This is a genomic window from Methanolobus sp. ZRKC3 (assembly GCF_045291275.1).
Lineage (GTDB): Archaea > Halobacteriota > Methanosarcinia > Methanosarcinales > Methanosarcinaceae > Methanolobus.
The window spans coordinates 827,256-853,795 of the sequence record NZ_CP146982.1; the positions used below are offsets into that span (position 1 = coordinate 827,256).

Consider the following 26,540-nt stretch of genomic DNA (forward strand, 5'->3'; position numbering starts at 1 on the left):
GCAGGCTAATGGCTATATTGATTCAAGCTTTGATAATCCCCTGATTTCTGCATTAAAAAATCTCCTGTATTTCAAATTAGTAATTACTTTTAGTAATTGAGATTCCAAACTTATATCGTCTTTAAAAACCAATTTTACTATGTGCATAATATTTGTACACTAATACAATATTATTTTGAGAGGGAGCAACAATGGTGGATATCAAGGGAAATAGTACTGCATTTATCATAGTGGATGCACAGAATTTTGTTCTTCATGAAAATGGGTTTGGTGCAGGTTGGGGTGCCTGGAAATATGCTCAGGAAAAAAATATGGTTCAGAGAACGGTCAAAGCCATAGAAAAAGCGAGAGCATCAAACATACCCATAATTTTCGTTCAAATGGACCTGAGACCTCAGATCTTACCGGCAATAACTCAGAACTTACCCGACATCGATTTTTGGAAACCACTCAGGGAAATGGATTTCAGTAAAATAACTCCTGAAGAAGGAGATTTTCAAGGGAGCATCATAGATGAGTTCACACCTCAGCCGGAAGATCTGATAGTAACTAAATACCATACAATGAGTGGTTTTCACAACACCGATCTTGACCAGATAGTCAGAGCTTTGCAATGTGATACACTGCTGTTTGCAGGTGCTGTGACGAACCTCTGTGTTGAAAGCACAGTGAGAGGAGCCTTTGACAGAGGATATAATTGTGTTGTTCTAAGTGACTGTGTTGCTTCGATCAGTGAAGAAGCTCAGAACTTTGCCATCGATGTTATTTTCCCTATGCTGGGTCAGGTTTGCACTTCTGATGAACTTGAAATAATGTGACCACATGTTATATAGATGTGAAAATCAGGAATCTGTAGAATACTATTCTTTAATTTTCACATAATATTTAAAAAAGAAAATTGGTTTCTACAAAGCCTCAATAATCTCTACTTAAATGAGGAATTATCCTGTGAACACGTTTCTGGTATTCCTTGTATTCATCACCAAACTGTGCCACCAGCCTTGTTTCCACATGCAGGGACCCAATATACAGGTATAGGGTGGTCAGAATGTATATGATGAGCAGATTGACGGTCCTTATGTGTCAAAATAGTTTTTTATCTGTTCTTTGAATGATTTTATGTATGGATACATATGAGACCATGATTGTTTCAATACGTTTATATTGTGGGAAACTAATTATTCTTTAAGTAATTTCCAAAAAACATTTTGAATTTGGGAAACTTTCAATGCCATAATTATTCAGATCAATATTTATATTCCGTTATGATAGTCTAAATTTTTCTAGACCTGTAATTGGTTAGACTAGCAATCGTAAGGAGTCCTGTTTATGAATGGATTGGTCATTTTTGAATACATTGAAAACAAAAGCAGAATACTTGTCAATACTCCATTGTACTTTTGTCTGTTCATGCTTTTTACAATACTTGGTATTCTTGCATATTATATCCAGACAAAAGATGAGTTTACTCCTGCAATCATACTCTCTGCACTATGGATAATTTTTTGGAAGAACAGCAAAATTGAAGGGAAAACATTTCTTGTGATAGCATCCCTTTTTGGGTACATACATGAATTATTGGGTGTACAATACGGATATTTCACATACCTCGGTGGTGCAATAGGAAATGTTCCGATTTGGATATTGCCCGGGTATGGAACAATATTCTGGTCATCCTACAATCTCTGGAATATATTCGAAAGAAAATATTCAGGATCAAAATGGTTCCATTTTACAAACCATTTTGTTATCTTAAGTTTTGTTCTGCTCATACTGGCAGACTACAGCTACTTTGATCTGACAAAGGACCCTCTAAACACATCTATTAAATTTATACTCGCATTTATGCTATTTACGAATTTCAGCCTGTTAAGACTTGCATACTTTACAGGATTCTTTACAGTCCTTGATGAAATTGCAGGAGAAACACTTGGAACATGGTCACATCCGGATTTTTCGTTACTTTCCCTGATGGCAGGATACATATTCCTTCTCTGGATATGCCTGTCGATTGCCGAGGTAAAAGAAGCAAGGAAAGAAAAATATCATGAAAATGATCAACTGATAAGTTACATATCCGCATTGAAAGGACTTGTAAACGGGCAGAAAAAATGGACAAAAAGAGAGGTAACTGCTGCATTTTTGTTAATATTGTTTTATACTTTGGGTTTGCTTGGGCTGATCAAAGTCTAAGCATTTTATTTTTCCTGATAACGAGGAATAGTCATGTGTCACTTAATTTTGGATTAAAAATTAGATTTCTGATAATGTCTTAATTTTTTCAAAGGACTTAGGAGTCTGTTGTACAATATTCTTACAGGAAGACCTCAAACCTTCAGATGAGGATAGCGACAAGCTTGTACATGACCTGATGGAAAGCTTATGCAGATACACAGACAGCTGTGGGTGACATTTTGGAGTGATATATATTTCATCAGGTACCGATTTATCCATTAGCCAAAGGTTAAAAATTTGTCGGATTCTTCTACTAATCTCAATAAGTCCATCATAGTTGAAATTCGGCAAACTTTACAATATTTTTTATCTAACCTTATTGAGGACAATTCCATAATGATATGGTTTAAAATCATACATTATTGGAGAACTAAATCCTGAAGAAATAGCCCATTTTATGCATTGTTCAGGCTTAATTCGAATTTCCATGGGTGGTCCTCTTGGAGTTGTCGGATCGTAGTTCCAATGAATAATTCCTATTTTTCCATTTGGTCTTAGAATTCTGTAAGCTTCTTTAAGTAATTTTTCTGGTTCAACCCCATGTAAAATATTAGAAACAAGGACATAATCTACGCTCTCATCCTCAAGACCGCTACCTTCCGATATGAAATCACGAAGTACTGTTTCAACATTACTTAAATTCTCTATTTTTGCCTTTTGTTCTGTGACCTCTAGCATTTCAGGCTCTATGTCAATGGCGTAGATCTTTCCATTTATTGCCTTTGCAGCTGGAATTGTAAAAGTTCCATAGCCACAACCAAAGTCTGCTGCGTCTGCAATTTTGTTATTCAAACCTAATATTTCAAGAATCTTATCCGGTTCAAAAAAACCCTTCCATACACCTTCATCAGGCATCCCACTCTCTCTTATTTTCATTTTTATCCCCTGTATATATTAAAGGAATGCTGGATCAAACGAACTTTTTATATCGAATTCATTGCATTTAACTCATATAACTCGCAATTGAAATCATTTAAATACATCGTATTTTGAATAAAATAACTCAGGGAAATAAATGACAATCGATGAAAATATACAGATTATCCTCAAAGAACTCGAAAGCGCAAAACTGGTCTGTGTCACCAAGACCATTGACTCTGAGAGAATTAATGAATCCATCAGAGCCGGAGCAACCATTATAGGGGAGAACAGAGTTCAGGAATTTGAGGATAAATGTGATGATATCCTGCCCTGTGAAAGACATCTCATAGGGCATTTACAATCGAACAAGGTTAAAAAAGCCGTTCAGCTCTTCGATGTTATCCAGTCAGTCGACTCCCTGAAGTTGATACAGGATATTGACAAAAAAGCCGAAGCCATTGACAAAGTACAGAATGTTTTCCTTCAGGTTAACATAGGCAACGAACCACAGAAATTTGGCTTTGGATCGAATGAGATCGGACAGTTGATAACAGAGATCCATTCACTTAAAAATGTTCATGTGAAAGGACTCATGTGCATACCTCCTTTTGTGTCTTCCGAGCAAACTCGCTCATACTTTAAGGAGATGAAAACACTTTTTGATGAGATGCAGAAGATAGATCAGGATAACATCGATATCCAGGAACTATCAATGGGAATGTCCAATGACTACAAAATTGCCATCGAGGAAGGGGCTACCATGGTACGTGTTGGTTCTGCGATATTCGGCAATCGGAAATAGTGAAAATACAATTAATTAACTCCATTACCTTTTTTCTGCATCACTTGTTTGGATTTTCATGAAGGTTTCTGGTAGAACCATAAGGATTACTAAAGTTACTCCTCTGTACTAAGTGCATTTCAGTGCCGCTCACGTTTATATAAAGAGCAATAAAGCATATATTATTGTTCAATTTCTTTTAAGAATCAATTTTATGGAGATTCATTATGAAAATATTAGGAATATCAGGAACAGCATGAGACATTAAGTTACGATAGAAAATATACCTGATCGAAAAAAGACAGAAAATAAAAGATGGAAAACCAAATTTTGGTCTTCCAATTACAGATTTTATTAATTATTTATTAAAAGAATTAAACCAGCTCGCCAAATGCGAACTTGCTCATTACTTTTGTTACCTTGATTGTAACTTCATCGCCGACTGAGGTGTCTGGGACAAAGATGACAAATCCGCTTACTCTTGCGATTCCGTCGCCTTCTCTTGCAAGGTCTTCGATTGTTACGTCATAGGTTTCACCAGCTTCTACTGGAGCAGTTGATTCATTGTTGTTGAACAAATATTTCACATCCTTTAATTATTAGCTTAAAAAGAAATACAACTATTTGGTTAAAGGTACGAAAAAATAGTAAATACGATTAAAGTAATACCATCTAGACCTATAATTATCAAAGTAGTTTTAGCCTCTAAAAGCACTCTTAGTTAGATAATGATAGTATATATCTTTTCATATTAATAATCTCTAATTTCATCTTTTCCATATCTTCCTAAAATGAACATTCTGAGCAAATGAATACCACTTTAACATTTTTTTATTTAGTACTTCAAGCCGCTCAGATCAAGCTATATCCAAATTTAGAGATCTCCACGAGTATAAGGATAAGTGTAAAATTGCCCACAAGCAACGGAACGATCATCTTTTTGAACGGGAAACCAACTATTGCAAGTGCTATTGCTATTATATCACTTGGAAGAGGGGTCAATGAGTAAAAGAATATGAGCAGCATGGTTATTCTGTCATCGAATTGTTCCATCTTTTTTGTCAGGTAGGAAACATAAACTGAATACTTGCCCTTAATGCATTGCTTACATTTCATGCCCAGATAATAGAATAGCATATCTCCAAAAGTAAGACCTACACTTGCGAATAGTGCGACCCATATAGAACTTACTCCCCCCAGAGATATTGCAATCAGGGTCGTGTAGAATGTGGTTGAGGTAAACGTGGAAACGCCACCTATCAAAGCCAGTAGGAAGATAAAAATGTAAACGTTGCGTACTCCCAGCATATCGACAATTTCTCCCGGTGGATGATAAAAAAGGAGAATTGACCATGAAAATATGAATAGGACAATTAACCCGATAATCCTGATGTTCCTTTTATCATTGGAGTGAGTACATTTTCCAGTATCGCAATCATCTCTTTTTGATGGAATATGTCTTTCTTTTTTTAGCTGCATTGGACCTCTAATGATTTGAACGGGGCCATTTAAAGTCTTTTCCTTGCATTCATCATCGATGGCTGCTATCCTTGCATCCCTGTAAAACAAAAACAGCATACTGTGAGATTAGCAGATCAAAAGTCTTTTCGTTAAGATAAAGTGGTTTAAAGTAATTCAACGATATAAACAGAAACATAGCGTCTGAATCATCAATCAATTTCTTATATTTCGAGATCATGTACTTAAGTAAAGCCGGAAATGATTTTCAAGAAAATTATATTAATGGGGGTTAAATATGTCCGAGTGGGTATTTGCAATTGAAGACGATAAACTGAAAGAAGATAAAATCAAAGTTTTTAAAACCGAAGATAAGCAGATAGCTCTGATCAGAAAAGACAATGATGTCTATGCACTTTTAAACGAATGTCCACACGAAGGATGTCCGTTGAAAAATGGCACTCTTGACGACTATGTACTCAAATGTGCATGTCATAACTGGGGTTTTGATATCAGGAACGGGGAGAATGTAGATACTGGAGAATACATTGACATGGATAATCCTAAAGTCCAGACATTTGAAACCCGGGTTTCAGATGGGAAAATATCCATTTTGCTATAAAATTTGATTTTTACTTTTTTCAGGATTGATCAAAAATCAAGTCCAAAGGTGTTGATATTCTAAACCATTTGGAATAGACAGTTTATCGTTATTTGCATTCTGTTTCATGTATTGTAATAAATATAAGGATGATTTTTTAAGATGTTGATTATCAAATAGAAGATGGATATACTAATTTTTAAACTAGTGCATAAAATACTTGCATTTAATCGAGGTTCACCATGGAAAAAAAACATAAGAATATATTATTTGGTGCGGTTTTGATAATTTTATCGGGGATTCTTTATTATTCACATTACCTGATTTTTCATGATTATCATCATATTTTCATTTATCTGTTGGGAGATATTGCTTTTGTGCCGATAGAAGTTCTTCTGATATCAATGATCATCCATCATTTCCTGAATGAAATGGATAAGAAACACAAGTTTGAAAAACTCAATATGGTAATAGGTGTCTTTTTCAGTGAAGTTGGTACAAACCTTTTGGAATTTATATCGGATTCTGACCCTGAGTTAGATGACCATAGACAGAAATTCATAATTGAATCTGACTGGTCTGATAAGGATTTTGATAGTCTTATCAGAACGATGAATAAGATGGATTATAATGTGGATACAGATAAAATTGATTTCGAACAGTTATGCACATTTCTACTGAGCAAAAGGAAGTTCCTTGTTCGAATGCTTGAAAATCCCACAATGCTTGAACATGAAGAATTTACCGAACTCTTGAGAGCTGTTTTTCATCTGGCAGAAGAACTTGGTTGCAGGGATGAATTCTCATGTCTTCCTAAAACAGATACACATCACCTGACAGGGGATGTTAAACGTGTATATTCATTGCTTACAAGAGAATGGTTGGCTTATATGAAATATACCAAGAAAAATTATCCATACCTGTTCTCTCTTGCAATCAGGACAAACCCATTTGATACGGAAAGCACACCAATTGTATCTTGATCACTATTCACCAGATGATATGACTGATACACTTTGGTTTTGTGGGAAGATAATTTGATCTTCTCACAACAACCGTATTCAAGTTAATATTTTTATTTTCAAGAATCCTTGTCTTTATATGTAGAGATTATTGAAAACTATCTTAAAGACAACGATACCAAACATTCATACTTTCAATATTGCCGGATATATTGGTATTATTAATAAGTCGTCCACAATATTCATATCCACACTTTGCAAACACAATATTCATTCCACAAGAGCTAGCTCTTGCGATGGTATATGCAGTTTTGATTCCTTTTGTCTTCATCTCTATTTCCATTTTTTTGAGTAAATGAGATGATAAACCATTTCCACGAAATTCAGACAACGTTGCAAAATCGGTCATTTCCACAGTTAAGGAATCAAAGTCTATTTCAGCAGAAGAAAGTGCAACCATTTTATCCTCTTTGAACACAGCGAAATAAACTATATTGTCATCCATTGTTTTTGCGAGATACCTGGGGTCATGTATTGGAAAAGGATATGTTTCAAACGTTTTTTGATACACAGCGACCATCTGTTCAATGTTTTCCTTATTGCACTCTCTAATTGAATACTCAGATGATATAACGGCAAGCGAATCATTTTCTTTTGATATGGCTTTTGCTATGATCTTTTCGTGCATTTCATGCAACCCATTAGTACCTCTCTTGTCATCAAGGAATTTGCTCATGAACATTGCAGTTTCTTCCCCGTTATAATAATGGGGAATCCAGGCTTCACATAGATAATTTCTATCACAGAGACGTTCTTTGAAAGATTCCGGAACCTTTGTGAATATCTTTGAATACTCTTCCTTTTCTGCAAGAGCATCCAGTTTATCCAGAATCGAAGACATGTCCTCCTGATCAATTTTCATAAGGTATACCCGATCATTAGATTTTCCATGCTGGATAATGGAATTACCTATTTTCTCAATGGTATCATTCAAGTCCTTCTCTCCATCCTCTCATTATCTTCAGGAACAAGACTTGTGGTGTCATCATAATCCGCAAGCAGTTTGGAAATACCAATCCCCTTATACTCTGTAGCGTCGTCAAGTTTAAGCTGTAGATCACACTTTTCACAATTTCGATCACAATATATCTGTTTGTATGATTCCGGCTCTTTGTAGGTGGTAATAACTCCTTCATAATTACGAAGGATTACGCGGTTTGTAGACCAGGAGATAATATAATTGGGCATAACCGGTATTTTACCTCCTCCATGAGGGGCATCAATAACATAAGTAGGGACTGAAAACCCACTTGTATGTCCAATTAAATTTTCCATTATCTCTATTCCTTTGCCTATAGGTGTCCTGAAATGGGACAGTCCTTCTGAAAGATCACATTGGTACAGATAATATGGACGAACACGATTTTGAACCAGTTTATGAACCAGCTTTTTTATAATTCTCTGGCAATCATTTACGCCTGCAAGCAGTACGGTTTGATTTCCAAGAGGAATGCCAGCATCTGCAAGCTTTTTAAGCGCTTGTCTGGATGAAAATGTCATTTCTCTGGGATGATTGAAATGTGTATTTAGCCAGATAGGATGATGCTTTTTCAAAACATCCACAAGTTCATCTGTAATCCGGTATGGAAGTACAACTGGCATCCTGCTGCCAATACGAATCACTTCTACGTGAGGAATACTATTTATTTCAGTAAGGATCCAGTCCAGAAAATCATCAGACAACATCAAAGGATCTCCACCTGAAAGTAATACATCCCTTATTTGTGGAGTGTTCCTAATGTACTCGATACCCTCAAGTATTTTCTCTTTTTCAGGTATGTAATCAATGTCCCCAACTTTTCTTTTACGTGTGCAATGGCGACAATACATGGAACAAACATTACTTATGTGGAAAAGAACTCTATCAGGATATCTGTGAGTTATGCCTTCAACAGGGCTATCTGTATCTTCTGAAAGAGGATCTTCAAGTTCGTCCACTGATACAGTTAATTCTTCCGGTGAAGGGAATGCTTGTAGGAAAATAGGATCATTTCTGAAATCATCAGAATCTATCAATGATAGATAGTAAGGTGTGATGGACAATGGGAATTTATCCAGCGTTTCTTTGAGCTTCTCTTTCTCTGGTGGCTCAAAATTTATTCCAAGCAGTTGCTCGAAAGTTTCTATATCCCTAATTGAATGTTTTAATTGCCAATTCCAATCCTTCCACTTATCCAGAAAGTCATCAGAATCAATTTTTATAGCTATATCTTTTTGTTGCTTACTGTATTTTTCCATTGAAAAACCACGGGTAAAATTTCGGCTTTAAAATAGCATCTATACTTTAACATCCAAAATTAGCACAAAACAGTACATGAATCTTGAATAAGATGATACTTTCAGTCACTTTTCATTGACTGTAGCCTATAAAATAAAAATACGTCTGCGCAATTTATTTATGCACGCTATAAAATCAAATTGATATTAAATATACTTTCCCCCTACAAAATAGAAAAAAAGATATTAAAAACCTAAACATTATGCTTGATCAACCATCTGTTTTACCCTACGTGAGGACATTGAAGCGGATATAGCTTATCGAAAACAAGGCAATCAATGGAGCTGGAAAGCTCTGATTACGCATGATAGGGTATTCTTTTCAAGGTTATAAGTGTGAAGTGTAGAGATCATCCCCTGCTCTCATCAAAACCCATTTTCTTTTTTGTTTCCTCTGAAAGATCATCTGTAGTCCATGGGGAATCGAATACGAACTCCACTTCAACATCCTTAACACCCTTAAGGGTCAGCACCTTCTGCCTGACATCATCACCTATGACTCCGTGCATGGGACAGCCCGGTGATGTCAGAGTGAGTTTGATGTGCACCTTCTCGTCCTCTATGTTTATCTCCCTAACAAAACCCATATCTACAATATTAATGGGTATCTCGGGGTCATAACACTCCCGCAGGACATCCATTACTTCTTTCTCTGTGACCATAGTTACCACTCCCTATTTTATCCTTTAATGACCAATCCCTGATTAAAATTTGACCAGCATGCTATAAAGATATTTGTGAGCCTCTCATAATTATAAGGCAGATTTCCAGAAATCTAAAATAAGGTGAACCTTGGATTTTAATAAGCTAAATAGCCATACAGAAAGTTTAATACTACAATTTAGCATAATCTTATTGTGATCTTAAGGAAATTGAACTGTAAGAGGCAGTTTGATCCTGAAATTAGGGGGTCAATCATGGACAAGGACATCATTAACTGGATGCTTGAAGGTCCCGGATGGCTACAGTATGCTGTAAAACTTCAGCTTCTTAATTTAAAACCAGATGTCAATCTGGCATTACAAGACCCTTCTATAATGAAGATAATAGACCGACTAAAAGACAAGCATGTTGGCATCCCAGCGATCAGAACAGGGGATGTGAAATACAGTAAAACCGGAAATGCTTACTGGGACCTGTTTTTTCTTGCAGATATTGGTCTTGCTATAAGTGACTTGAAATTGAATGAGCAGATAGAGGAATTCTTCAGCCTTCAATCACCTGACGGTTCATTTATCACCGAGAAGGATATGAAACCGAATTACTTTTGCATATCTGCAATCCTTCTCTCGTCAATAGCAAAAATGGATTACAGGAATGATCTGCGACTCAAGAAATACATTGAAATGATTCTGGACTCACAACGCCTTGACGGTGGCTGGCACTGTGCCAAAAGTAGGGCTGTCGGTAATAGACTTCAAAATACAGAATCGTGTCCCATGGATAATTTGAACATATTAATGTTAGTCGGCCAGTATGAAGAATATAGAACCGATTCCAGGTTCAATGGTGCTATTGATCTGCTACTTGAACATTGGGAGAAGAGAGTGGATAATTGGAGACCATATGGATTCGGAATCGGGACCGAGTTTACAAGATTAAGATACCCTGCTGTTAAATACGGAATTCTGCGTGTTATGGATGTTTTATCATTATTCCCATATGCTATAAAAAGTGAGACTTTCAAAGATATGTTAAGTTTTGTTCATCAAAGATCATCTGATGGAAAGTACTATGCAGAATCTGTTGCCAGATCATATGCTGAATTTGACTTTGGACAAAAGAAAGAACCTAGTAAATGGATCACTTTCCTGGTAAATAGGATAGATAAAAAATATGATGAATACAAATGAAAACTATTTTCTCTATTCTCATTTATTTCTTGTCAATAGTTTTACTGCTGAGTTTCTTCATTCCACCACATAAAATATATACTTAAATGCTCTTTTCGAATTTAAAATTCGATTACCATAAAACAATGAACTTTTGGTTATGAATGTCCTTTTATAGGAAACTATGTAAACAGTTAATTAAAAAAAAATATTTGATTTGACCGGCTCTTATGAACAAAAATGAACAGAAATTAATGCTTGGATGGAGGGAGTGGGTCGCATTACCTGATCTGGGTTTGCACGCCATCAAAGCTAAAGTGGACACTGGTGCCAAAACATCTTCACTGCATGCCTTTAATATAGAGCTTTACAAAGAGAATGGTATTGAAATGGTCCGGTTTTTGGTCCATCCGATACAAGAGAATCAAGATTTCCAGATAGAATGTATAGCACCTCTAAAAGACCGACGAAGGGTAACTGATTCAGGCGGTCATATGGAAATGCGCTATGTTATTGAAACGGAAATTATTATTGCATCCCGCCGCTATCCCATTGAATTAACGCTTACTGACCGCGATACCATGCGTTTTAGGATGTTGCTGGGCCGTAGCGCAATGAAAAATTGGGCAGTGGTAGATCCCGATGAGTCATATATAAATGGTAAAATTGATGCATTCTCACGATATAAACTGAAACCTGAGGATTACAAATGAAAATTGCCTTATTGTCAAGAAGTCCTAGTCTATACTCTTCTCGTCGCTTAATTGAAGCAGCAGCAGAAAGAGGACACGAAATTCAAGTAATAGATGTATTACGTGCTTACATGAACATTACCTCTCACAAACCTTCTATTCATTATAAGGGTGAGGAACTTCAAGGCTTTGATGTTGTTATTCCCCGTATCGGTGCATCTGTGACATTCTACGGTACTGCTGTCCTGCGACAATTTGAAATGATGGGAGTTTACCCCTTGAACGAATCGGTTGCAATTACCCGCTCCAGAGACAAACTGCGCTCTTTACAATTACTCTCTCGCAAAGGCATTGGCCTGCCTGTTACGGGATATGCAAGTAAACCTGATGACATTAAAGATGTGATTAAAATGGTTGGTGGTGCACCTCTGGTTGTTAAACTGCTTGAGGGTACACAGGGTATTGGTGTAGTACTGGCAGAAACACAAAAAGCTGCAGAAAGTGTGATAGAAGGTTTCATGGGTGTGAAAGCCAACATTCTGGTTCAGGAATACATCAGAGAAGCTAATGGAGCCGACATTCGTTGTTTTGTTATCGGTGGTAAAGTTGTTGCAGCTATGAAAAGACAGGCAGCAAGTGGTGAATTCCGGTCGAACATACACAGGGGAGGTTCAGCAGAGATAATAAAGATCACACCTGAAGAACGTTCAACTGCTATACGTGCTGCAAATATCATGGGACTCAATGTAGCAGGTATTGACCTTTTACGCTCCAATCACGGACCTGTGGTAATGGAAGTTAACTCCAGTCCGGGTCTGGAAGGTATAGAAGCTGCGACAGGGAAGGATATTGCAGGCATGATCATTGAATATATAGAAAAGAGCTGCAAAGTCGGCAAGACAGGAACTCGCGGAAAAGGTTAATCCATGCAGCCACCTATCACGATCGCAGGCACAACCATTCAACCGGGAACAAGGAAATCCATTGAATTACCCATTCCCAGTTTTTACACTCATACATCAGCATCAATGCCAGTTCATATTATACATGGACACAAGCCGGGACCATGCTTGCTTATCTGCGCTGCAATACATGGAGATGAGATAAATGGTGTTGAGATAATTCGTCGTATCCTTGCACAAAAAACTATCAATAATCTAAAAGGAACACTTATCGCCATTCCAATTGTAAATGTATTTGGGTTTGTCTCCCAGTCCCGTTATCTTCCCGACAGAAGGGACCTGAACCGATCATTCCCGGGTTCAAAAAAAGGATCAATGGCATCTCGTCTGGCGAACATCCTGATGGTAGAAATAATAGACCATTGTACCCATGTAATTGATCTTCATACAGGAGCTGTTGCCCGGGAGAATCTACCCCAGATCCGTGCCTCTTTGGAAGATAATCCCGAAATTGAGGCCATAGCTCGTGCTTTTGGTGTGCCGGTCATAATAAATGCTGAAATGCGTGATGGATCATTACAAGAAGCGGCTCGTGAACACAATATACCAGTCCTATTGTATGAAGCTGGTGAAGCACTCCGATTTAATGAGGTTGCCATTCGAGCAGGCGTGAAGGGTATCCTTGGAGTTATGTCTTATTTAGGCATGAGACCAAAAAGCAAGAAAAAAGAGTACAAAACCCTCGTTTCCGGATCTACTCAATGGATTAGATCACCGGAAAGTGGAATACTACGTTCAATTGTTCCTTTGGGAACACTGGTTAAAAATGGTGATATATTGGCTTATATAAATAATCCATTGGGCGAGATTGAAACGGAAGTACTGAGTTCAATATCTGGAATAGTCATCGGAAAAACAAATCTACCACTTACACATGAGGGTGAGGCTATATTTAACATTGCTAAATATTCCGAAGCAGAAGAAGTTTCTAATCGCATAGAAACATATCAAGATGAACTTAACCCCTTAACTGATGAAATCAAAAGTGAGGAAATTCCCCTGGTATAACTCTTTTTATGTTATTATTTTCACTACTGATACGTATAGCTATTTCATGAACATTGAGGAGAAGCATCTTCATTAGAAACGAGCTTTCAGAATCAAGAGTTGAAGAAAAATAATCGCTATTCAATAGACTTATATGTTCAGCTTCAAAATTAATTACTGAGAATTATTTTTGGGCGGGACGGGTATATAATAAAAATCTGTTATATCGAGGAGTGATATTTTCATGAAAATGCTAATGTTTGATACTGAATCTTTCTGGTTCGAGACCTTCAGCAAAACACTGGAGCACGTGGAAGACGTAAAAAAGGAAGAAAAAATAGATAATGCTGCCGTTGTTTTCATGCATGTTGAAATGGAAGATGAGGAAAGAAAGAACAAGGTCATGAAAAGTGCATTGAAGAACTTCAAGTGGTACCTCAATAAACTAGACAAGAATAAAATAGTCCTGCATTCATTTGCCCACCTGTCATCAAGCACATCGTCTCCCGAATTTGCAGCCGAGATGATATATGAAATAAAAGATAAACTGGAAGAAAAGAACATAGAAGTTTATACCACTCCTTTCGGATACTTCTCTGAGTTTTCGATCCACGTCAAAGGTGAATCTCTGGCAAAGGTTTTCAAAGAGATATGAATGAATAAACATATTATTTCTTTTTATCCATATATCTCCGATTTCTGCATAAATACACATCCCAATATCACTAAATAAAGTGACCATTATAGCATTTATGTGAATTATATTGAAAAATATCAATCCTTCTTTATTTTAGCATCTGTGGCATCCGGATTGATTCTTGGTCATATAGAAATTATCCAGAATTATGCAGGGCTTTTTATTGTTCCTTTTCTAATGGTTATGCTATATGGCGTTTTTTTACAAGTTCCTCTGAATCAATTGAAGAATTCTTTTAAAAACTGGAAATTTGCAAGGGTAAGTGCAAGTATAAATTTCATATTTAATCCGCTTTTAGCCTTTGTTCTGGGATTTTTCTTTTTAAAGGATACTCCGGCTCTGTGGATAGGTTTTATCATGCTCATGGTGACTCCCTGTACTGACTGGTATCTCCTTTTTACAGGTATTGCACGTGGTAATGTTCCACTTTCAGCATCCATTCTCCCCATGAACCTCATTCTCCAATTGATATTATTGCCCATATACCTGCTAATTTTTGCAGGAACCATTGCAACCATCGATTCCGCTTTACTTGTTGAAAGTGTGATCCTTATACTATTTTTCCCCTTTTCGATCTCCCTTCTCTCAAAGATAGCGGCTCCAAGGATGAAGGGAGAATATTGGCTTGAAGAAAAGATTTTCCCGAAACTCGATCATGTACAGTTTTCTTTTTTAAATCTTGCAATTGTCTCCATGTTCGCTTCACAGGGCGAGCAATTAATTCAAAATCCACTGATCCTGTTAAAACTCCTGACTCCGATACTGCTCTTTTTCGTGATCGTATTCATTTTCGGACAGATGATTGGAAGGTATCTTGGTTTTTCCTACCAGGACACTGCCAGTTTGAACCTGACAACTCTTGCCCGTAACTCCCCTATAGTGTTGGCAATTGCGCTTACTGCCTTTCCGGATGAGCCATTGATCGCACTAGCGCTTGTGATCGGTCCTTTAATAGAATTGCCTGTATTGGGTATTATATCTCATACCTTGTTGCGGATCAGGAAGGGATGGTTACATGAAGATGACGAAGTCGCCTGAAGATAACCGAGAACTGAATAAAATCATTTTTTATTTTTTCCCCCTCTCGGTCCACCAGGTCAAAACTGCGAATATTGTATAGAAGCTTAAACTCAAAATACCGACTATTACTACCGGTACTTCCCCTTCTGGTGCAAACATTGTTGGAGTATAAAATATAACTAAAATAGCCATTAGTATAATTGGTCTTTTAAGATTTTCAGAATCTTTGTAAAGATAATATCCTGCTCCAATGAAAAAACCAATTTCGACTAAAAAGGCTATCCATGGATAATTCCACAATCCCAGACCAACTTTATAGCTATCAAAAATAAGAGGCATATCTGGTTTGTGAGCTATGAAATCAATGAACCAGTGTGATATTACTCCCATTGAGAGTGCAATTCCCCATGTCTTGTTCTTTAGTTTCCAAAAGACCAGGAAAACAATAAGCGCAATACCCAAACTACTCGATAAAGAATGAGTGAATGGGATGTAGTCCATGGATGTTCTTAGGAAAGGATTACTGGTGGGATTATAGCTCATTTTTTCCACATCAAATAACACCAGAGTAAATGCCAGAATATCAACAAGCTGGACTGCAATAAATAATATCCATAGAGGAAGTGCATTGAATTTCTTTTTTAATAGAAATCCGACTGCATAATGTCCTAGAAACATCATTATCGCCTACTTTTAATTCAGTTCACTAATTCATTTCTGTTCTTATACAAATACCACATTCCCCACAAACCATAGATTACGATCAGAGGAAGGACTATTGAAAATGAAACATATTTACCCGGATCCAGATTCAAAGCATCCTTTCCAATAAAGATAGCAAACAAGCTGACAATCGGCCAGTAAACGGTAATTGCCAATGCTCCAAACATTGAGTAAAGACCCCATGCCCTTTTTTTCAATAATCCGATTATCCCCATCACCAATAATGGAAGATAGAATACAGTATCCCCGAATGCAAAGCCCTTAGCCCAGGCTATACCAACTTCGCTGACCTCTTCTACGGATTCCTGTAATCCAAGTGACACAGTCAGATCATAATCTATCAATGATAGTGTTTGACCCAGCAGAAGAAATATTGTCAGCAATATACCGATGCTGATAAGGATCCAAAAACCAGTGTCTTTTATTTTATGCATATTATTACACCCCATCCCTTGTGGTGCTTATTTAACTTTTTAATTCTAAATTGATAAACCTATGGTCATCAAATTTGTCACAAGTAACCCAGCTTAGAAACAATAATTCAAAAATCCTATATTCTAACTTTATATAATTATAATATGGTGAGTTTTAGATATATATACTAAAGCAATATTTATTTTAATTGTTAAGGGAGTGAGGGTTAAATGAGAATTAAGCAAAGTATGACAATTTATTTTGGAATAGCTTTTATTTTTTTGATAATAGCTGCAGGTACAGTAGCAGCAGAAACAATTACTGTAGATGGACCAGTGTACAATGGAACTGATCTTAATGACATTGTAGGTCTTGATAATTCCGATTTTATTGAAATGAATGCAAGTAATTTCGCTGGATTCATTCCGGGGGAAACTCTCAAGATCTACGGTGGGAATTTTGTATCAGACAGAACCATCAATGAAGGTGGACTTGTATATAAAACTCAAATCGAGCAGGTTGAATATGAAAGCAGTGCATGGGATAGTGAAACCTATCCACTAATAGCACTCTTCAAGGATATCTATGTTCCAATAAGTGACTCTGATGCAGGTGAACTTGCCAGACTACTTGTCGATAGTGGAGAAAATTACACCCTTGAAGTTGGGGAGACACTTGATCTTGGAAATGGATATGAACTTACTCTCTTACAAATTGATGTAATTGGTGACAAGGTCTGGCTGGAGTTTACAAAAGATGGAACATTAATTGACGATGAAGTTATCGATACAAGTGCAGGACCTGCAACGTGGATTTTGGATCTTGATATCGCAGGTGAGAATGATGTTGAAGTCTTTAGGGTCAATATTGCAGAGATTTCTCAAGCTGAAAGCTCTATTTTGATCAATGGACTTTGGTTAATTGATTTCCAGAAAGTACTTGAGGTAGAGACCTCTGATGAATTCGGCATTCTGGAAGTTGACAGCGTTACTAATTCACTCTACATGGTGAATTATGATGAATCAGTATATTTGAGGTCTGGTTCAATTCAAGAGATAGCGGAAGGAATGAAATTCAAAGTAACGGACGATACAGAAAATCTCACCTTTTACCTATCGAGATGTGTAGAACCAATATATCCAATTGCAGATTTTACTGTAAATACAACATCCGGTATTGCACCATTGACTGTTCAGTTCACCGACCTTTCTACTAACGCTGATTCATGGGAATGGGACGTGGATGGTGATAACATTGTAGATTATACCACCAAAAACCCAGTACATACATACACATCAACTGGCTCATACAATATCACACTCACTATAGGCAACATGTATGAAAGCGATACAGAGACAAAAGTTGATTATATCAAGGTCATTGATAGTGGTATCATTCTACAACCCGACTGGAACCTGATATCGTTCCCTGAGAATCTGGATGAATCATCCATTGACCATATACTACAGGACTTCAATAAGAATGAGGTCGATATGGTATTCTATGACGATGCATATTCAGGTCTGATGCTTGTGCCTACCGAATTTGAAGCATTAAAAGGATACTGGGTACACAATAATATGTCAGGAAATGTCGTTATAGATGAACTTTACCTTGAGCCAAAAGTACCATCGAGACCACCATCTTTGACCTTGTATCCAGGATTTAATGCAATTGGTCACACAGCTAAGATTGAACTACCTGCCGAATATGCCCTTAGTACCATAGATGATTCCTATACAGAGATATATGGTCCATGGATAAGTTCTGAAGGTGAATTTGCATTTGTTGGATACAACAGTGAAAAAGTGATTCTTGGAGATAATCAGATAAGCACAGACTCATTCAATATGAGTATGTACAACGGATACTACGTGGTTGTTGAAAAGGAATGTGTATTGGCATGAGACAATATAGATAAAGGAGGTTGAAACCTCTTTTACCTTTTTCCATATTTCTTTTTTATTTTTAAAACAGTATCTCTGGCGAAGTACGAGAATCATTCATTTCAATTTGTTAATTCCTAGATTGAATACTGGATATTTGCCACAAGTAACTCAGTTTAGAAACAATAATTCAAAACCCATATATCCTAAATTTTCTTTAATTATAATATAGTAAAATTGAGATGTATGCATTAGTGCAACATTAATTTTGATTGTTGCAGGGTTGGGATTAAATGAGAATTAAACAAAATATGAGAATTTGTTTTGGAATAGCTTTTGCTATTCTGATCATGGTTGCAGGTACAGCTGCGGCAGATACGATTTCTGTAGATGATGCTGGCACCGGTGTCATTACAACACCGCCCACTGTTTCGATCAATCCGCCTTCAATACCTCCATCGGGCCATTTTGAACCAGGGGATAAATTCCAGGTAACGGTAGAACTGGATTCAGGGGAGAATAATTTAAGAGCTCTCCAAGTTTACATAGATTATGACAGTACTGCATTTCAACTCAACAATGCCACCTATGAAGAATTGATAGATTTAGACGGTTTGAAAGGTTTAACTGTTTCGAGATCCCTTCAGGGAACCTACTTATTTTCCATGGCTACCAAGTTCGCATCATCTGGGCCAATTAAAGGTACTTTACTTACACTGGAATTCGAGGTAAAACCTGAAGCTACAAATGACATGTATGAGCTGGACCTGAATAAAGTAATGCTCATAGATGGAAACCATGCTGTCATACCAGAGGTAATTGTTAATGACACACAGCTTTTAGTCACAACCAGCAGCCCATTTACTACATTAAAGGTAATTTCAGATCCAGGTCCCTTTGCTCCAGGAGATAAGTTCCAAGCCACTATCAAAGTGATCTCGGATGGTTACTCGCTGAATGATGTTGCTCTTCAGTTGAATTATGATCCTTCAGCTATCATGGTCACTGGTATTACAGATGAAGATTTCTTCGGTACCGGTACACTGGCAGCACCTGAAAGTGGTGATAATGGTGCGGGAACTATATCTTACGAAGTAACCACAAATGAAGCCACCTTCGCACTCGTATTTGGTGAGCTCTTTACTATTGACTTTGAAGTAAAGGATGATGCATCTAATGGAATGTATAACCTTGGTCTGGGAAATGTTGTGCTTAAAGATGAGAACAACATTGCGATATCCAATACATTTGTCATTAACAGTACTGTTGAGCTCTCAAATCTATCGAGCAAGATACCAATAGGTGATATCCCGATAGATGAGTATCTAGAAGAAGTTGATGAAGAAGCAGAAATGGAAATTGGCGGCATCAGTCTGCAACCTGGCTGGAACCTGATCTCGTTCCCTGAGAATCTGGATGAAGCATCCATTAACCATATACTACAGGACTTAAGTGACAATAAGATAGACATGATATTCTACGACGATGCATATTCAGGCATGATGCTTGTGCCTACCGAATTTGAAGCATTGAAAGGCTATTGGATACACAACAATATGTCAGGATCTGCAATTATCAATGAGCTTTACCTTGAACCAAAAGTACCTTCATGCCCACCATCTTTGAACCTATATCCAGGATGGAATGCAATTGGTCACACAGCCATAATTGAACTGCCTGCCAAGTATGCTCTCTGTACCATAGATGATTCCTGTATAATGATCAAAGGTCCGTGGATAAGTTCTGAAAATCAATATGCATTTGTTGGATACAACAATAAAGAAGGACTCCTCGGAGGAAATCAGGTAGGTGCAGACATCTTCAATATGGACATGTACAACGGCTACTACGTGTTTGTTGAAAAGGAATGTATTTTGGCATAACAGAATATGGATGAAAAGGAGGGTAAAACCTCTTTTACCTTTTTTCCGCATTTTGTTTATATTTTTGAAAACAGACTCATCGTTAAACTTTCCCAATCTGCCAAATTTGAACTCATGATAGAATATTCAGAGCAGCAGACTATATCCTTGATTTCACATTCATATCGATTTGAATTAATCCAAAAAAGAGGTGGAGAATTAGAATCTCCAATTAATTAGCCTTCATTCTCTTCTGCGCTGGAAGAGTGCACCCATATCGCTTACCAGATACTCCCAGAAAGCACTCCCTTCCTCGATGGTATCATTGTACTGGATGGATGCACCTTCCTTCTGGAAGGACATGAAGTCAACGAATCCCCCGTTCTCGATCGGGGTAATGTAATTGAAGACAGCTGTATTGTCGGCATTCATGGTAACAGTAAGATCGGATGTTGATAGTTTGGCGCTGGCTGGCCTCATCCTGTTGTACTGGTTCTCGCTAATCCAGTTATTTTCATCGATATCTATCTCATCATCGAAATACTCGGAGATGACATTTCCAGTGCATCTTTCCATTAGTATCAGATGTTTGTATGAGTATTCGTCATAACCGTCGCCTGCTATATCTCTGACAGCGTAGAAGACCGTCTGGTAGTTGTCTGTTGTTACTTCAGACCAGCTCCAGCCATGCATCTCCATTGGCCATGTGATATCTGTGGTGGTCATTGATAGCATGTGGTCCATGTATCCTTCACCCTGTACCACTGTGTACCTTTTGCCATCAAGCACGATAGAACCACTCAGGTTACCACAGGCATGCTCGTAGGTGATGAACCTGAGAGGAGCGTCGGCCTAGTCCACAGTCCTGTCCGCATCGGTCTGGAAGAATAGGTCCATTTCCATATCCTCACATGTATAGTTCAACTCGTATCCCTGGGATTGGGAACCATTGTAACTCTTCATCCCATCGGGGAACATATAATCCACATAAGGCGTGTGAATCGCTACATAATCACTGAGCATAGCTTGTGGAATGTAGCTATCAACATTGTTGAAAAGTGACGTACCGTTCTCGTAATAAAGACCGTAGAAACTAAGCATATAGGAAAGTGGAGTTCCATCGGGAGTCACCATCATAGGTGATTCCTGATGTGCAAGAACAACAAAAAAGCCAAGATCCCTCTCTTCCCCGTCATCAGCTACAAGCTTCGTATCCCCATTCAGATACCACCACTCTGCCATCATGTTTGTAGCAAAGTCAGTATCCAGGTAGCCTCCTTCTGTGTAGTCTGCCCCATTACTCTGTGCCAAAGCCGATTCATCAGATACTGTGATTGCCGCCGCTGTACCAGCAAGCATTATAGAAAGAACAAATAACATACCAAAAACCATTATTGCATCTAGTTCAATTTTCGTTTGTATTCCCCCATATACTATTTAAAATAAATAATGTTATGCATAAGTAAATTATAATGTACTCTAAAAAATCATAAATGTATGGAAACTATAATTCTAAACAATATTTTTAAGGAAATTTTGTAGAAAGTAAAAAAGAGAAAGTAATTATCTAATTTTTTTCAAAACAACTGCTCTGCTAAAAGGTATATCTGGTCTTTCCACAACAGTGAATCCGGCATTCAAGGCTTTTTTAATGGTCTTCTCAAATGCATTCTTTGAAACATGGATATATGGTTCTGCTAAGAGCAAACGTCCTTTGGGTTTTAGGATCGATCCTATCTCATTAAGAGTCTTTTCCTGATATGGAACCTCATGAAGCATATAGAAGGCTATGACAAGGTCAACTTTCTCTGATACACCTATCTCATCCTCTTTACACTTATGCAGCGTGATACGTTGCTCAAACTCAGTATTCCTGATCTTGTTTCTCAATTTGCGCAGCATTCCTTCCTGCAGGTCGGCAGCTATGACACGTCCTGAGTTACCGACGATCTGAGCTATGGTTGTTGACAAAAAGCCCGGACCGCAACCAAGGTCCAGAACTGTCATCCCTTCATTGACATAAGGAGCCAGTATCTTCTGAGGTTCCTGGAACCATCTTCGAATACTGTTATCCAGGATACCTGCTATTTCAGACGGGCAAACACGACTAATTCTAATGTTCACAATATCCCCCTTTTATACCCTTTATTCCGCTCTTATTAAGAATTATAGTGTTCATGAGGCGAAGATATAAAGTCACCCACATCATTAAAGACCTAAATTCATATTCATGGGACCGATTAACAATGCCAGATGCAAAAACACATGACAAGATAAACATTGCAGTGCTGATAGTTGTACTGGCAGGTCTTTCCTATCTTATTCTATGGCAAAAAAATGAAATGGCTCTAAGATATCTGGATATTTACACGATATCCGTCTTTTCTATCTCCTATCTGTTTGCAACATTCTTCCTCAGTCCGGACCTTGACATAGAGAGTACACCCTACAAAAGATGGAAGATGTTCAGGATCCTCTGGTGGCCCTACAAGGTTATATTCAAGCATAGAGGACTCTCCCATAATCCCATCATTGGACCCCTGTCCATTGTGATCAACCTTGCATTGATAGTAGTCTTATTGCTGCTGATTGCGGGCATTGGACTGCAGGATATACCTGTAAGCTTTATTGTAGTATCCATTGCAGGGATGGTTCTGTCAATGGAAGTCCATATAGTATCGGACTTTCTGGTATCAAAAATGAAAAGCTGGTTTTGAAAATTCAATTCTTTTCATCTTTGAATTCAACATACCAGTGACTGCCATCACAGAACGGTTTATTTTTGGAAGAACCGCATCTGCACAGAGTATAATGGTCCTGTGTCTCAGGTGTTGAGCCATCCGGATCATCGAGCTTGATCTTGCCAACAACCTGATAAGGGCGGTCCTTTCCTACGAAAATTTCCGGTTCATGGGGATATTCCTTGTGGAGTTCTCCATCCATAGTATAGCTCAATGCTCCGGAAGGACACATCCTGATTACCTTTGCTATCTCTTCTGGTTCTGCACCATCCGGGTCGATCCAGGGTTCTGTGTCCATCCTGAATACTGAGGGTAAGTTGTCACTACAGTGGCCTATATGAGAACAAACTCCCCTGTTATCATGAATAGTAATGTTCTTTCCCTTGTAAGTGTCCACTTTATCAGGAACACGGTCTTCTTGTTTCTCCCCGGTGAATCCATTATCCACATGCGCACCAGTACAGAATGGCTTGTCCGTTGAGCCTCCACATCTGCATAATGCAATGTTTGGCTGTTCCTCAGTGAGCTCTTTCTCAATGAAAATACCTTTTGAATTCCTAATTGTCATAACAACATTCAGAACGTACGGTCCATCTTTTGATACTTCAATTATATTTTCGTCTTCTTTTCCCATGAAATCCCCTTAAATACTCGATTTTCATTGGATTTATAAGTTTTGAAGTTTACCAGTTATTCATTCCAGTTCAATATCATAGATGTTCAAAAGAGAGATGACTTCAGGGACAGAGAATTTTGTCTTTTTTAGAAAATTATTATTCGGATCTATATCATAGTTCTTTGCATTCCTGAAAGATGTAAAGCTCAAATTCGTATTTCCAAAAATACTGTTCTTAAGGTCGGATTCTTCAAAATTCGCATTTTTGAGGTTAGTATTTACAAAATCGCAATCATACACCTGACAATTTGTAAAATCTGTATTTTCTAAATTGATATCGGAAAACACTGAAAGAGAAAGGAAAGAGTCTTCAAAACCAATAGTTAGCAGGAATATATTGCATTTTGTAAAATCCAAACCCATAATCTTGCATCTCTTGAATCTTACACCCTGAAATCTTGTGTTGTCCAGAACTACGTTTGATAAGTTGCAGTTTTCAAAATCACAATCAATAAACTTTGAATTTTTGAAAGAAACACCCGTAAGATCAATATCCTCAAAGGTTTCTGCTTCAAACTCTTCATTCTGATATTCCATGATTGGAAGATATTATTACTACTCTATATGATTTCTTCGCACATGTAAAAATGAGATGTCATTTCAGAATCATCTCAGTAAGTAGCACGTTTAAGACACTTGCTTTTACAAAAAAATAGGGCAAATTTGTTTATTTACCCTTTCTTCTATGAAACAGGAACATCATACCTATTATAGAGAGAATAGGCAATGCAATTGTTGGGAATTCTGGAATATTATTTGATGGACAAACATTCAGGCATTATTTACAAAAATCTACATGCACAGCTTGCAAATCAACTGTCTTAATAAAAAGATATTTATATTATAATCCATGCTATTATAATAAACAATTTATGGAACATGTTTTACTTTTTAGGGAGGGGAAGGAGTGGACAATGTTTATGAAACTATATTTAATTCTATAAATGATGGAATTGTTATCTATAGCCCTGATGGTAATTTTTTGGATGTGAACCAGATAACTTGTGATGATCTGGGATATTCGAAGGACGAAAATTTACAGATGAAGATAACAGACATAATACCTTCGGAATTTAGAGAATCTGTACATGTGCAGGTCGTTGAAAAATTAAAACAAGGAGGAGGAATCATTGAACTTATATGCAAGTGTAAAGACGGTTCTTTGATTCCAGTTGAACTTAACATTCGTCCAATCGACTATAAAGGAGCTCCAGCCAATCTGATTGTTGCCAGAAATATCGCCGAGCGTAAGCGAGCTGAAGAAGTGCTGAAACAAAGTGAATGGAAATACCGACAGGCATACAATCTAATGCAGGGAGTTCTTGAAAGTCCAAAAGATGTTGTCATATTTGCCATTGACAGGAAGTACCGATACATTGCCTTCAACAAAAATCATCAGGGAACAATGAAACATATATGGGACGCCAATATTGAGGTTGGCGTTAGTATGCTTAATTACATCAAAGACCCTGCAGATAAGGAGAAGGCAAAAGTGAACTTCGATCGGGCTCTTGCCGGTGAAGCATTCACCATTATTGAAGAATATGGAGATGTGTTACTCGAAAGGTGTTGGTATGAGAATGTATACAGCCCCCTTAAGGATGCACAAGGAAATGTGATTGGGCTTACGCTTATTTTGACAGACATCACTGAACGCAAGAATGCTGAAGAAGAGGTCCTTCTCTGGAAAGAACGGTATGATGCTGCTGTTGCAGCAAGCGGACATGTCCTCTATGACTGGAATATTGAGACTAATGATGTAACCTATAGCGGTGAACTGGAAACAGTGTTAGGCTATAGTATGACTGAGATGGAAGGAGGACTTAAACGCTGGATAGAGCTGATTCATCCGGAAGACAGAGAATATTTCGAGAGAGCATCCAGTGAAGTCATCGAAACCGAGGAATCTGCTAATCTCGAATTCAGGTTTCTCAGAAAAGATGGACGATATATCGTTATTGAAGATGTTGGCCATTTTATAAAAAATATAGAAGGTGACCTCATTGGTATGGTTGGATTTGTCAAGGACATCACTGAGCGCAAGGAAGCTGAAAAGGCTCTTATTCAGGCCAAAGTTCTTGCTGAGGAATCAAATCGCACCAAATCAGAATTCCTTGCAAATATGAGTCATGAGTTACGTACACCACTCAATTCAGTTATCGGTTTTTCTCAAGTGTTAGATGATAGGATATTTGGTGATTTGAACGAAAGGCAAACAAGGTATGTATCTAATATCCTCAATAGCGGAAGGCATCTGCTGGAATTGATTAATGATATACTCGACATTTCAAAAATTGAATCGGGAAAAATGAAATACAAACCTGACAGAATTAACCTGATACAGACAATTGATGAGATCGTAATGTTAACAGAACCCATGGCCAAGAGTAAATCCATTGTCTTTGAATCCAATATCGAATTTGAAAATCAGGAAGTATATGCCGACAGAATAAAGCTCAAGCAGATAATGTACAATCTTCTCAGCAATGCGATCAAATTCACGCCGAAAAGTGGTAAGGTATGGATTAACTCAAAAGTTATTGCTGACAAACTCCAAATTTCTGTATCAGACAATGGTATTGGTATCCCCTTTAATGAACAAGAAAGTATATTCGAACCATTTAAGCAAGTGAGTTCTTCCCCTAACCGTGAATATGAAGGAACCGGATTGGGACTTGCAATTGTTAAACACTATGTTGAAATGCATGATGGAAGAATCCACGTTGAAAGCGAACTCGGAAAGGGAAGTACATTCACTTTAACAGTACCTGTAGGTTGCAAAGTTGAACATGACCCTATTTGTTAATAATGAA

Annotated in this window: 29 protein-coding genes and 1 pseudogene; 15 read left to right on the top strand and 15 right to left on the bottom strand. The window is 37.5% G+C overall.

Annotation, left to right across the window (positions count from 1 at the left end; translation table 11 throughout):
• The first annotated feature begins 191 nt into the window (after positions 1 to 191).
• Entirely contained in the window at positions 192 to 818 is a 627-nt protein-coding gene (locus tag V7O66_RS04150) for a cysteine hydrolase (RefSeq protein WP_406661716.1), read from the top strand.
• Positions 819 to 915: 97 nt separating this feature from the next.
• Here the strand turns inward: V7O66_RS04150 and V7O66_RS04155 are convergent.
• Positions 916 to 1,074 (bottom strand): annotated as a pseudogene (locus tag V7O66_RS04155) (methyltransferase family protein); the annotation flags it as partial.
• Between the two features lie 255 nt (positions 1,075 to 1,329).
• On the opposite strand from V7O66_RS04155, the gene V7O66_RS04160 reads away from it, so the two are divergent.
• Positions 1,330 to 2,193 carry a hypothetical protein gene (locus V7O66_RS04160; protein ID WP_406661717.1) on the top strand — a complete coding sequence of 288 codons (864 nt, stop codon included), beginning with the start codon at positions 1,330 to 1,332 and terminating at the stop codon, positions 2,191 to 2,193.
• A gap of 348 nt (positions 2,194 to 2,541) precedes the next feature.
• Here the strand turns inward: V7O66_RS04160 and V7O66_RS04165 are convergent, their stop codons facing one another.
• On the bottom strand, positions 2,542 to 3,111 hold the full coding sequence (locus V7O66_RS04165) for a class I SAM-dependent methyltransferase (protein WP_406661718.1): 570 nt from the start codon (positions 3,109 to 3,111) through the stop codon (positions 2,542 to 2,544).
• Between the two features lie 139 nt (positions 3,112 to 3,250).
• On the opposite strand from V7O66_RS04165, the gene V7O66_RS04170 reads away from it, so the two are divergent.
• Positions 3,251 to 3,898 (top strand): YggS family pyridoxal phosphate-dependent enzyme, encoded by a 648-nt coding sequence (locus V7O66_RS04170; RefSeq protein WP_406661719.1) that lies wholly within the window; start codon positions 3,251 to 3,253, stop codon positions 3,896 to 3,898.
• Between the two features lie 353 nt (positions 3,899 to 4,251).
• On the opposite strand, the gene V7O66_RS04175 is transcribed toward V7O66_RS04170, so the two are convergent.
• Together V7O66_RS04175 and V7O66_RS04180 are read right to left on the bottom strand one after the other, a co-directional pair.
• The gene (locus tag V7O66_RS04175) at positions 4,252 to 4,455 is read right to left on the bottom strand and encodes a TRAM domain-containing protein (RefSeq protein WP_406661720.1); all 204 of its coding nucleotides are present in this window, start codon (positions 4,453 to 4,455) and stop codon (positions 4,252 to 4,254) included.
• A gap of 274 nt (positions 4,456 to 4,729) precedes the next feature.
• Positions 4,730 to 5,446, bottom strand: coding sequence for a hypothetical protein (locus V7O66_RS04180; RefSeq protein WP_406661721.1), 717 nt, complete (start codon positions 5,444 to 5,446; stop codon positions 4,730 to 4,732).
• A 187-nt stretch (positions 5,447 to 5,633) separates the two neighbouring features.
• Between V7O66_RS04180 and V7O66_RS04185 the strand changes: the two genes are divergently transcribed.
• Together V7O66_RS04185 and V7O66_RS04190 are read left to right on the top strand one after the other, a co-directional pair.
• Positions 5,634 to 5,957 (top strand): Rieske (2Fe-2S) protein, encoded by a 324-nt coding sequence (locus V7O66_RS04185; protein ID WP_406661722.1) that lies wholly within the window; start codon positions 5,634 to 5,636, stop codon positions 5,955 to 5,957.
• 356 nt (positions 5,958 to 6,313) lie between these two features.
• Positions 6,314 to 6,919 (top strand): hypothetical protein, encoded by a 606-nt coding sequence (locus V7O66_RS04190; protein WP_406661723.1) that lies wholly within the window; start codon positions 6,314 to 6,316, stop codon positions 6,917 to 6,919.
• Positions 6,920 to 7,061: 142 nt separating this feature from the next.
• On the opposite strand, the gene ablB is transcribed toward V7O66_RS04190, so the two are convergent.
• The 3 genes from ablB to V7O66_RS04205 form a co-directional block, all read right to left on the bottom strand.
• Complete coding sequence (gene ablB, locus V7O66_RS04195; RefSeq protein ID WP_406661724.1) at positions 7,062 to 7,892, bottom strand: putative beta-lysine N-acetyltransferase; 831 nt, start codon at positions 7,890 to 7,892, stop codon at positions 7,062 to 7,064.
• Positions 7,889 to 9,196 (bottom strand): lysine 2,3-aminomutase, encoded by a 1,308-nt coding sequence (gene ablA, locus V7O66_RS04200; protein ID WP_406661725.1) that lies wholly within the window; start codon positions 9,194 to 9,196, stop codon positions 7,889 to 7,891. Before ablA ends, ablB begins: the two co-directional genes overlap by 4 nt.
• 389 nt (positions 9,197 to 9,585) lie before the next feature.
• Complete coding sequence (locus tag V7O66_RS04205; protein WP_406661726.1) at positions 9,586 to 9,897, bottom strand: metal-sulfur cluster assembly factor; 312 nt, start codon at positions 9,895 to 9,897, stop codon at positions 9,586 to 9,588.
• 255 nt (positions 9,898 to 10,152) lie between these two features.
• Here V7O66_RS04205 and V7O66_RS04210 point away from each other — a divergent pair, with 255 nt between their 5' ends.
• The 6 genes from V7O66_RS04210 to V7O66_RS04235 all read left to right on the top strand — a co-directional run bounded on the left by V7O66_RS04210 (position 10,153) and on the right by V7O66_RS04235 (position 15,443).
• A complete protein-coding gene (locus V7O66_RS04210; protein ID WP_406661727.1) occupies positions 10,153 to 11,088 on the top strand; it encodes a hypothetical protein in 936 nt (311 codons plus the stop codon).
• Between the two features lie 209 nt (positions 11,089 to 11,297).
• The gene (locus V7O66_RS04215; protein ID WP_406661728.1) at positions 11,298 to 11,780 is read left to right on the top strand and encodes an ATP-dependent zinc protease; all 483 of its coding nucleotides are present in this window, start codon (positions 11,298 to 11,300) and stop codon (positions 11,778 to 11,780) included.
• Complete coding sequence (gene rimK, locus V7O66_RS04220) at positions 11,777 to 12,682, top strand: 30S ribosomal protein S6--L-glutamate ligase (protein ID WP_406661729.1); 906 nt, start codon at positions 11,777 to 11,779, stop codon at positions 12,680 to 12,682. Before V7O66_RS04215 ends, rimK begins: the two co-directional genes overlap by 4 nt.
• Before the next feature lie 3 nt (positions 12,683 to 12,685).
• Complete coding sequence (locus V7O66_RS04225; protein WP_406661730.1) at positions 12,686 to 13,729, top strand: succinylglutamate desuccinylase/aspartoacylase family protein; 1,044 nt, start codon at positions 12,686 to 12,688, stop codon at positions 13,727 to 13,729.
• 223 nt (positions 13,730 to 13,952) lie between these two features.
• Entirely contained in the window at positions 13,953 to 14,363 is a 411-nt protein-coding gene (locus tag V7O66_RS04230; protein ID WP_406661731.1) for a threonyl-tRNA synthetase editing domain-containing protein, read from the top strand.
• A gap of 225 nt (positions 14,364 to 14,588) precedes the next feature.
• Positions 14,589 to 15,443, top strand: a complete 855-nt coding sequence (locus tag V7O66_RS04235) for an arsenic resistance protein (protein WP_406662572.1) — start codon at positions 14,589 to 14,591, stop codon at positions 15,441 to 15,443.
• A gap of 30 nt (positions 15,444 to 15,473) precedes the next feature.
• Here V7O66_RS04235 and V7O66_RS04240 read toward each other — a convergent pair whose 3' ends face one another.
• Positions 15,474 to 16,106 (bottom strand): hypothetical protein, encoded by a 633-nt coding sequence (locus V7O66_RS04240; protein ID WP_406661732.1) that lies wholly within the window; start codon positions 16,104 to 16,106, stop codon positions 15,474 to 15,476.
• 17 nt (positions 16,107 to 16,123) lie between these two features.
• A complete protein-coding gene (locus tag V7O66_RS04245; protein WP_406661733.1) occupies positions 16,124 to 16,582 on the bottom strand; it encodes a hypothetical protein in 459 nt (152 codons plus the stop codon).
• A 210-nt stretch (positions 16,583 to 16,792) separates the two neighbouring features.
• Here V7O66_RS04245 and V7O66_RS04250 point away from each other — a divergent pair, with 210 nt between their 5' ends.
• Both V7O66_RS04250 and V7O66_RS04255 read left to right on the top strand, forming a co-directional pair.
• Positions 16,793 to 18,469, top strand: coding sequence for an S-layer protein domain-containing protein (locus V7O66_RS04250; RefSeq protein WP_406661734.1), 1,677 nt, complete (start codon positions 16,793 to 16,795; stop codon positions 18,467 to 18,469).
• A gap of 272 nt (positions 18,470 to 18,741) precedes the next feature.
• Positions 18,742 to 20,331: a cohesin domain-containing protein gene (locus tag V7O66_RS04255; protein WP_406661735.1), complete on the top strand. Its 1,590-nt coding sequence runs from the start codon at positions 18,742 to 18,744 to the stop codon at positions 20,329 to 20,331.
• Positions 20,332 to 20,553: 222 nt separating this feature from the next.
• On the opposite strand, the gene V7O66_RS04260 is transcribed toward V7O66_RS04255, so the two are convergent.
• From V7O66_RS04260 to V7O66_RS04270, 3 genes are all read right to left on the bottom strand, one after another.
• Positions 20,554 to 21,099, bottom strand: coding sequence for a hypothetical protein (locus tag V7O66_RS04260; RefSeq protein WP_406661736.1), 546 nt, complete (start codon positions 21,097 to 21,099; stop codon positions 20,554 to 20,556).
• A 63-nt stretch (positions 21,100 to 21,162) separates the two neighbouring features.
• Positions 21,163 to 21,669, bottom strand: a complete 507-nt coding sequence (locus V7O66_RS04265; RefSeq protein WP_406661737.1) for a hypothetical protein — start codon at positions 21,667 to 21,669, stop codon at positions 21,163 to 21,165.
• Between the two features lie 204 nt (positions 21,670 to 21,873).
• Positions 21,874 to 22,434: a class I SAM-dependent methyltransferase gene (locus V7O66_RS04270; protein ID WP_406661738.1), complete on the bottom strand. Its 561-nt coding sequence runs from the start codon at positions 22,432 to 22,434 to the stop codon at positions 21,874 to 21,876.
• Positions 22,435 to 22,556: 122 nt separating this feature from the next.
• On the opposite strand from V7O66_RS04270, the gene V7O66_RS04275 reads away from it, so the two are divergent.
• On the top strand, positions 22,557 to 23,027 hold the full coding sequence (locus V7O66_RS04275) for a metal-binding protein (protein ID WP_406661739.1): 471 nt from the start codon (positions 22,557 to 22,559) through the stop codon (positions 23,025 to 23,027).
• A 4-nt stretch (positions 23,028 to 23,031) separates the two neighbouring features.
• Here V7O66_RS04275 and V7O66_RS04280 read toward each other — a convergent pair whose 3' ends face one another.
• The 3 genes from V7O66_RS04280 to V7O66_RS04290 all read right to left on the bottom strand — a co-directional run bounded on the left by V7O66_RS04280 (position 23,032) and on the right by V7O66_RS04290 (position 24,502).
• Positions 23,032 to 23,685, bottom strand: coding sequence for a CDGSH iron-sulfur domain-containing protein (locus V7O66_RS04280; RefSeq protein ID WP_406661740.1), 654 nt, complete (start codon positions 23,683 to 23,685; stop codon positions 23,032 to 23,034).
• Between the two features lie 60 nt (positions 23,686 to 23,745).
• Positions 23,746 to 24,264 (bottom strand): pentapeptide repeat-containing protein, encoded by a 519-nt coding sequence (locus tag V7O66_RS04285; RefSeq protein WP_406661741.1) that lies wholly within the window; start codon positions 24,262 to 24,264, stop codon positions 23,746 to 23,748.
• Between the two features lie 130 nt (positions 24,265 to 24,394).
• Positions 24,395 to 24,502, bottom strand: a complete 108-nt coding sequence (locus tag V7O66_RS04290; protein WP_406662574.1) for a PEF-CTERM sorting domain-containing protein — start codon at positions 24,500 to 24,502, stop codon at positions 24,395 to 24,397.
• A gap of 132 nt (positions 24,503 to 24,634) precedes the next feature.
• Between V7O66_RS04290 and V7O66_RS04295 the strand changes: the two genes are divergently transcribed.
• On the top strand, positions 24,635 to 26,533 hold the full coding sequence (locus V7O66_RS04295) for a PAS domain S-box protein (RefSeq protein ID WP_406661742.1): 1,899 nt from the start codon (positions 24,635 to 24,637) through the stop codon (positions 26,531 to 26,533).
• The last annotated feature ends 7 nt before the right edge of the window (positions 26,534 to 26,540 follow it).

Coding starts and splice junctions, on each gene's coding strand:
- V7O66_RS04210 (WP_406661727.1), top strand. CDS start 10,153: ATGGACAAGGACATCATTAACTGGATGCTTGAAGGTCCCGGATGGCTA.
- V7O66_RS04255 (WP_406661735.1), top strand. CDS start 18,742: ATGAGAATTAAACAAAATATGAGAATTTGTTTTGGAATAGCTTTTGCT.
- V7O66_RS04150 (WP_406661716.1), top strand. CDS start 192: ATGGTGGATATCAAGGGAAATAGTACTGCATTTATCATAGTGGATGCA.
- V7O66_RS04265 (WP_406661737.1), bottom strand. CDS start 21,669: ATGCTTGCTGGTACAGCGGCGGCAATCACAGTATCTGATGAATCGGCT.
- V7O66_RS04275 (WP_406661739.1), top strand. CDS start 22,557: ATGCCAGATGCAAAAACACATGACAAGATAAACATTGCAGTGCTGATA.
- V7O66_RS04285 (WP_406661741.1), bottom strand. CDS start 24,264: ATGGAATATCAGAATGAAGAGTTTGAAGCAGAAACCTTTGAGGATATT.
- V7O66_RS04280 (WP_406661740.1), bottom strand. CDS start 23,685: ATGGGAAAAGAAGACGAAAATATAATTGAAGTATCAAAAGATGGACCG.
- V7O66_RS04165 (WP_406661718.1), bottom strand. CDS start 3,111: ATGAAAATAAGAGAGAGTGGGATGCCTGATGAAGGTGTATGGAAGGGT.
- V7O66_RS04215 (WP_406661728.1), top strand. CDS start 11,298: ATGAACAAAAATGAACAGAAATTAATGCTTGGATGGAGGGAGTGGGTC.
- V7O66_RS04235 (WP_406662572.1), top strand. CDS start 14,589: ATGCTATATGGCGTTTTTTTACAAGTTCCTCTGAATCAATTGAAGAAT.
- V7O66_RS04170 (WP_406661719.1), top strand. CDS start 3,251: ATGACAATCGATGAAAATATACAGATTATCCTCAAAGAACTCGAAAGC.
- V7O66_RS04205 (WP_406661726.1), bottom strand. CDS start 9,897: ATGGTCACAGAGAAAGAAGTAATGGATGTCCTGCGGGAGTGTTATGAC.
- V7O66_RS04240 (WP_406661732.1), bottom strand. CDS start 16,106: ATGATGTTTCTAGGACATTATGCAGTCGGATTTCTATTAAAAAAGAAA.
- V7O66_RS04160 (WP_406661717.1), top strand. CDS start 1,330: ATGAATGGATTGGTCATTTTTGAATACATTGAAAACAAAAGCAGAATA.
- V7O66_RS04225 (WP_406661730.1), top strand. CDS start 12,686: ATGCAGCCACCTATCACGATCGCAGGCACAACCATTCAACCGGGAACA.
- V7O66_RS04230 (WP_406661731.1), top strand. CDS start 13,953: ATGAAAATGCTAATGTTTGATACTGAATCTTTCTGGTTCGAGACCTTC.
- ablA (WP_406661725.1), bottom strand. CDS start 9,196: ATGGAAAAATACAGTAAGCAACAAAAAGATATAGCTATAAAAATTGAT.
- rimK (WP_406661729.1), top strand. CDS start 11,777: ATGAAAATTGCCTTATTGTCAAGAAGTCCTAGTCTATACTCTTCTCGT.
- V7O66_RS04250 (WP_406661734.1), top strand. CDS start 16,793: ATGAGAATTAAGCAAAGTATGACAATTTATTTTGGAATAGCTTTTATT.
- V7O66_RS04245 (WP_406661733.1), bottom strand. CDS start 16,582: ATGCATAAAATAAAAGACACTGGTTTTTGGATCCTTATCAGCATCGGT.
- V7O66_RS04185 (WP_406661722.1), top strand. CDS start 5,634: ATGTCCGAGTGGGTATTTGCAATTGAAGACGATAAACTGAAAGAAGAT.